This window comes from Oleiagrimonas sp., from assembly GCF_027858935.1.
GTDB lineage: Bacteria > Pseudomonadota > Gammaproteobacteria > Xanthomonadales > Rhodanobacteraceae > Oleiagrimonas.
The window spans coordinates 1-7014 of record NZ_JAQIBU010000074.1 but is presented as its reverse complement, the minus strand read 5'-3'; the positions used below and the strand labels follow the sequence as shown (position 1 = coordinate 7014).

Annotated in this window: 6 protein-coding genes; all 6 read left to right on the top strand. The window is 59.7% G+C overall.

Annotation, left to right across the window (positions count from 1 at the left end):
- The first annotated feature begins 278 nt into the window (after positions 1-278).
- Complete coding sequence (locus tag PF446_RS02965; RefSeq protein WP_298069570.1) at positions 279-434, top strand: hypothetical protein; 156 nt, start codon at positions 279-281, stop codon at positions 432-434.
- 678 nt (positions 435-1112) lie between these two features.
- Positions 1113-2168: a hypothetical protein gene (locus PF446_RS02960; protein WP_298069567.1), complete on the top strand. Its 1056-nt coding sequence runs from the start codon at positions 1113-1115 to the stop codon at positions 2166-2168.
- Between the two features lie 643 nt (positions 2169-2811).
- Positions 2812-3621, top strand: a complete 810-nt coding sequence (locus PF446_RS02955; RefSeq protein ID WP_298069565.1) for a PEP-CTERM sorting domain-containing protein — start codon at positions 2812-2814, stop codon at positions 3619-3621.
- A gap of 33 nt (positions 3622-3654) precedes the next feature.
- Positions 3655-4812 (top strand): ThiF family adenylyltransferase, encoded by a 1158-nt coding sequence (locus PF446_RS02950; RefSeq protein WP_298069563.1) that lies wholly within the window; start codon positions 3655-3657, stop codon positions 4810-4812.
- A 499-nt stretch (positions 4813-5311) separates the two neighbouring features.
- Positions 5312-5740: a hypothetical protein gene (locus tag PF446_RS02945; protein ID WP_298069561.1), complete on the top strand. Its 429-nt coding sequence runs from the start codon at positions 5312-5314 to the stop codon at positions 5738-5740.
- A partial coding sequence (locus tag PF446_RS02940) for an ATPase domain-containing protein (RefSeq protein ID WP_298069559.1) occupies positions 5737-7014 on the top strand: 1278 nt, incomplete at its 3' end. The genes PF446_RS02945 and PF446_RS02940, both read left to right, overlap by 4 nt.

The window sequence follows — 7014 nt, the reverse complement described above, 5'->3', positions numbered from 1 at the left end:
TGACTGTCTCAGGCATTTCTTTTGATATATCTGGGTTCATGTTTGAGTCTCCGATCCTCGGCACGTTGCTTTGATGCATGCCACTCCCTGGATCACATGGAAATTGGCCCCGCATTTTTTCACGTCGGCCAAGACGGACTTCCCTGTGCTGAAATGGGTGCGCGACCCCATCGTGGGGCACTGTTCACTCCTCAAGGCGCATAATGCGTTGCTAGCCTAAATCATAAGCTGTGATCATTCGGGGTTGTGTGAACTGCATGTGAAAACAACCCATCAAGATGCACAAACCTTTAGAAAACCTGGTGATCTTCCTCAACCGTGAACCTGTTTGCGTCGCATGTCAGCAACCGGACATCGTGCGCCGCATGGCGCGTTTTCTGGTCGTGGTTGGCAGCAGGCGTGACACCCTGATCTTCAGGTTGAAGCGCGTTTGAACCGTAACCGTACTTCAGTGAGGTAACCTTCGTAAGACGAGCTCGAAGGCGCGAAACGCGTGGAAAGTGAACCGCACCGGATTCCCCGGAAACCGTTTCGGTTGAGTCAGGCCACCATGGCCGGACATTGTGTTGCAGAAAGTAACCTGTTGCCGATAGTAACCTTTTCAGCTTTCGCTGGCAGGGTGAGCCCGATCGGCCTCAGCAGCCGCTTGTTGTTGGAACCGTTCACCCAGTCAAGTGCGCCGTTCGACGGCTTCGCAATTGCGTCACGATTGCCGATGAGTCACTTTGGCCTTATACAGGATGCCGCTCGTCCAGGCCAGCACATTGTCGCAGGAGTCTGCGACAGCCAGCTGGGCTTCGGCCGGACTCGGCCAACCGGTCGGTGTGGCGGATCGACATGTACTTGCATGCCCTGGACGCCCTTCTAACTGTAAAGCCGTTGCTTGCAGCGCCTGCCCCGGGGCATCGAGCACGGCGTCGGTCCGCAATGAGCTTGACAGCTACGAGAAAGCAGGGGCGGTACAGGACGCAGCCTTTGTCCCCGCGTATAGTGCTTGAGCGGGGAGGTTGTATGACAGGCACAAGAAATAGTCGTAACTATCTGTAATACATGAAGATATTTGGCGCTTTCCATCAAGGCACACGGTCGTACCATATGAATGGACGCGGGCTGTGAACCGGCAAACAAAAGCAGACATTCTACGTGCGGGCATCGCCGCGCCCTCGGCGGATAATTCGCAGCCGTGGCGTTTTGCGTGGAGCGGGGACGACCTGGACCTTCGAATCGATGCAAGCCGTAGCGGTCTTGTTTCCGATACCCGATTTGTCCTCAGCGACCTGGCCGCTGGTGCGTGCCTTGAAAATCTGATCGTCCAGGGTCGGTCACTCGGCTATGCGGCGGACCTGCAGACTTTCCCGCAGCATGACGACGAGCTGTGGGTCGCCCGCATCCGGTGGCGCCATGATCCCGAGTGCGACCAGGTCGAGCCGCTGGCGGGTGCCATCCAGCAGCGACACACCGACCGCCGTTTCCCCTGGGGCGGCCCGGTCACCAGCGATACGCAGACGCGCCTGAACACCCAGGCCCTGCAGATTCCCGGGCCGCGGCTTTATTGGCCACAGACACCACCTGAGAGAAAAGCTGCACTCAAGGTCATCAGGCAGGCCGAGACGCTGCGTTTCAGGAGTCCGACGCTGCACGCGGAACTGTTTTCGAGTATCCGTTTTGCTGTTGGCTGGCACTCCGTCTGCGAAGAAGGTCTGGCCCCGGCGACGCTGGCCGTGGAGCCCCCGATGCGCCCGCTGTTCCAGATGCTGCGTCGTCCCGCGATGATGAGCATGCTCAACCGGCTGGGCGCGGCGTCGGTTCTCGGGTGGCGCTCGGCCTGGTTGCCGATCCGGCTGTCGCCCGGCCTCTGTCTGCTCGTCATTCCGTCCAAGGCGCGAGCCGATGTGCTCGCGGGTGGCCGCGCTTTGCAGCGCGTGTGGCTTGAGGCCACTCTGGACGGGCTGTCGGTCCAGCCGTACGCGGCGGCGGGAGTGCTCGGTCTTGGGTTCGTATCCATCGAGCCAGCTTTTCAGGGGGCGCTCTCACGCCTGGGTTCAGCCCTGTGCGAACTGTGTGAATCGGGATATGGGCTGGTGTTTTTGCGCCTTGGCTATGCGCGGTCCGCTCCGAGCGATCGCAGTGGGCGCCGCGCGCCCGCAAGTTTCGGCGATTTCCCATAGCGGACCCAGGCACGATTTTCGTTTGTGTGCGATGACCTTCTGGCACTGCGCGCACTGCGCGATCTTGTTCTTCACCCATCCGCGATGCCCTGCCGCAGCCCCTCGGCGATGAAGTCCTGCGAGGTAAACTCTCGCCGTTAATGTCTTTGGTCGCCCTCGCGGTTTCACGCTGGGAGGACCATGCACATGTGATTCCACTATGCGTCGGAATCCTTTACAAACTTGGCTTGCAGTTGCCCTCGGATAAATTTACATAAATAACAGTCTGTTATATTCATTCTCGGTTTGTGCGGGCGTATGCGGGATCGCCGAAGCAGCGGCTTGAGCTGTTGGCGGTCAAAAGCACGGCTGGAGAATTGAGATGTAACTCATTGAATTGTAAACGATGTAATGGTGGTCAGGCGGATGCCTGCGGCACCATGGCGAAAAAATCTTGTGCCAGTGCACAAATCCGCAAAGGTGTCGGGATACCTTACAAAAAGCGAAGAAATCCGGAAGCGCTATATAAATAATCCCTTATAAAACAGCATGTTTGATACATGGCGCGTTTCTTGCTACTTATTCCACGAGGCAATGTCAATAGCGCGTCACTGCCGTTTCGGTTGTATCGGTTGATTCTTACCAAGCATCAAGGATGAACATCATGTTGAAGAAAAAATACATTGGAGTTGCACTCGCATGTGCGCTGGCGCTGGGTGCGAGTGGAGCGGCGTTCGCGACCACGGTCAGCGTGGGTGGCGTCAAATGGGACCCTAACAGCACATTTGACCTGACCGTGGCCACTAGCAGCCTCATAGAAACGAGCGTTGCGAGTCCTGGCGACACGTTGACCGGCTACGGCTTGGTGTCCGGGATAAACCAAGATACCAACTTTTGTTCAGGCTGCCAGCTCGCCTACACGTTCCAGTACACGGTGGCGAACACGGACCCCTCCACTTTGCAGGTCTTGTTCAACGCCGGAGCCGTGAACTTTTACGTCTTGCCTTCCGGCACCTATAATTCAAAGGATCCCTCCAACATCACGACGGGCACACCTTGGCTCACGTTGACTGGCCATAACAGTACAATCACCGGTTACCCGACGGGCTGGCAAGGTGATCTTTTCGCCACTGCCTCAGGCAGTATCACCACTCCGGGTACAGGCTCCGGTGGAGCCGGGTACTTGGACGCAACCGGTGGCCCTGCGGCGATTTTCATGCAGACCCAAACGCAACATGATGGGCTTGGCGGGTTAGCTGATTTTTTCATGACGACCAACTTCAGCGCCATTCCCGGGGGTTCATTTGTGGGTGGGAACGGCGTCACGTACGCGATCGAGGGCGGTGCGACCATTACCGGCTCAACGATGCCAGTACCCGAGCCGGCCGAGATCGGTCTGCTGGGCCTTGGTCTGGGCGTCCTGGGCTTGATGCTCCGCCGGCGCAGCAAGGAAGAGGCTGAAGAACTCTCATAGCGCACGCGGTTCATGCAAGTCGTTTGAAGATCGATGGCGCCGCTTTCCCAAGCGGCGCCATTTTTCTGTACCTGGTTTTCCTTGAACGGGTTCGCACGTTGCAGCAAATTTGAAGCGGCCGTTGTGAAGAGTCAGGCCAAGGCGGGCCGTTCTGTTGCCCGCGGACTGCAGACGGCCCGGTCGATCTGCTCGTCGGGCGAAGCGGCGCTCAGGGGCGATCGCACATGTTTTGTGTACCGCCACAGGTCGATGCTACCGCGCCGGCTTGGCAACACCTTGACGCGATATTGCAAAGGTAGGTGTCCCATGATGTCTGATGAACTGGTCACGACGGAGTCGTTCGACTACGCAACGGCATTCAGCCGGACGATCGGCTGGATCACCGCGTCCGAGCAGGCGAAGCTTCGTTCCATGCGCGTGGCGATTGCCGGACTCGGCGGTGTTGGCGGCAGCCATCTGCTGACCCTGACCCGACTCGGCATCCAGTCATTCAACCTGGCCGATTTCGACCGTTTTGGCACGGAGAATCTCAACCGGCAGGCCGGGGCGTTCCAGTCGACCCTTGGCCAGCCCAAAGTCGATGTGGTGTCGCGGATGGCGCGGGATATCAACCCGGATCTGGACATCAACACATTTCCCGGTGGCGTCACTCTCGACAACATGGAGCAGTTTCTGTCTGGAGTGGATCTGTACGTCGACGGGCTGGATTTTTTCGTGCTCGATATCCGTGCCAGGTTGTTTGCCCTGTGTGCCGAACGTGGCATACCGGCGATTACCGCGGCGCCGTTGGGCATGGGTGCTGCGGTGCTGGCGTTCCTGCCGGGCCAGATGACCTTCGAAGAGTATTTCCGGCTGGAAGGCTGCATCAGGAACGAACAGTTGCTGCGCTTTCTGGTGGGATTGGCGCCTGCCGTGCTGCATCAAGCCTATCTGGTCGATCCGTCTGCGGTGGACCTGGTCCATCAGCGGGGACCATCGACGCCCATGGCATGCGAAATCTGTGCCGGGATCGCCGGGACCCAGGCGTTGAAGATCCTGCTTGGCAGGGGCAAGGTGCTCGCGGCACCTCATGGCCTGCACTTCGACGCCTACCGCAACAAGCTCGTGCACACGTGGCGTCCGGGGGGCAACAACAATCCACTGCAACGGCTGATTCTGTCCGTGGCTCGCCGGCGTTTCATGGGCCGGTAGGCACTGGCCGTCTACGGATCTGGAAAATGCGAAGGCCGCGCCTGATGACCACCCGTGCCCTTCGCTGCACGCGTTCCTCTCGCCCGGGTCATTCCAGAGCAGGTGTCGAGGTTCGTTTCATTTCGCAACCCGGGCATGGGCGCCGAACGTCGAACGATGGATCGTGGATCGCGGCCTGGATGTTGCTGACGGCGCAACGCATTCGAAGCGACGGACCAAGGCACCGCTGGTGTGCTTGAGAGCGAGGAATCTCTGCGCGATGCAACGGTGGCCTGGCCACAGCAAGCTGCAGCGCACGGCGTGCGATCCCGGGGTCAGGATCGATGATGCACTCGGGAGGAACGAACAGACCCAAGCATGACTTCCACGTTCCGGCCAGGAACCGTTCTTCGAAGGAGAAGGACGGTTCTGTGAACGGATTTCGTCGTTTATTCACATGTTTTCCGGCGAAAGGGAGTACCGTAAAGTGTCTGTACATGGCGGAGGCTAGGGATTGCCGATGCACGCTGAAGCGCAAGGAATCCAGGCGATGTTTGAGCGCCTCGCGGTCGAAAGCACCGATGCCGCAAGGATTTCGGAGATAGCCGTCTCGATCTGGGATGGCGTGGGCGTTGCTTTGTCGCCGATCATCGGCCAGACCGGTGTTGCCGCCCTGTTCAAACGCAGCGCCTTCCTCACCCGCACTACACATCCGTGCCTGTCGGCTGTACATGAGAGCGCGTTGCCCTCGATGGGTGAGCTGGCTGTGCTGCAGGCAGTGCTGTCACAGCAGGACTGGGCTGAGGCGGTCGCAGTGAATGCCGCACTGCTGCAGAACTTCCACGAACTGCTCATCTCCTTGATCGGCGCCTCGCTTTCTGATCGGCTTCTGCGCCCCGTCTGGGATATTCCCCCATGCGGCGACGCCGTGCAGGACACCATCATATGACCAACGATAAAGCCACCATTCACCGGTTGCACACCGGTGTCCCAGGTTTGGACGAGGTGCTTGGCGGTGGACTCCCCGAGTTCTCGTTCAATGTCATCGCCGGGGCGCCCGGTTGCGGCAAGACCACGCTGGCGCACCAGATGATGTTTGCACTGGCCACGCCCGAGCGTCCGGCCCTTTACTTCACTGTGCTGGGTGAGCCGCCGATGAAGATGCTGCGCTACCAGCAACAGTTCGATTTTTTTGATAGCCACAAGGTCAATCAATCGATCCATTTCATCAACCTCATCGAAGAGACCGCCAGCGGTGATCTTTCCAGGGTATTGGCACGGATTGAGGCCGAGGTCGAGAGGCATGGACCCGGTCTGGTCTTCGTCGACTCATTCCGTTCGATGATCCTGGCCGGGGAAAGCGAGGGCAACGGCTTCATCAGCCTGCAGCAGTTCGTGCAGCAGTTGGGCATGCTGATGACCAGCTGGCAGGCGACCACTTTCCTGATCGGTGAGTACTTCAGCGACCGCGATCCCAGCCCGGTGTTCACCGTGGCCGACGGCCTGATCTGGCTGCGTCAGAGCGTGCAGCGCAACTCGATGGTGCGAAAGCTGGAGATCGTCAAGATGCGCGGCCAGCCCACGCTGTCCGGCTTGCATACGTTCCGTATCAAGGCGACCGGTCTGCAGGTGTTTGCACCGGCTCCGGTGACTGAGCCGGCCCATCTGCCTCCGGCGCCCATCAGCGGACGGCTGTCGATGGGTGTGCCGTGCCTGGACGCGATGATGGGTGGTGGCCTGCCGCGTGGTTACTCGCTGCTGGTGGCTGGACCGTCCGGCTCGGGCAAGAGCATTCTGGCTGCGGCGTTCCTGCTTGAAGGCGCCAGCCGGGGCGAGACCGGCGTGATCGCCGCCTTCGAGCAGCGCGCCACGCAGTCGCGTGGACAGCCCATAGCCGAGTTGATCGAGAGCGGTCGCATCGGCGTGGTCAACACGCGCGTTCCGGGCCTGTCGGTGGACGAGGTCGCCGTACTGCTGACCACCGAGGTACGGCGACTCAAGGCCAGTCGCGTGGTGATCGATTCGCTTTCGGGATTCGAGCTTGCACTGGCGCCCACGTTTCGCGAGGACTTCCGCGAGGCGCTGGCACGGATGGTGTCGGCTCTGGCCAGCATCGGTGTCACCGTGCTGATGACTTCGGAGCTGGAGGACCGCTACACCGAACTGCGCTTCAGCCCCTACGGCACGGCGTTCCTGACCGATGCGATCATCGTGCAGCGTTAT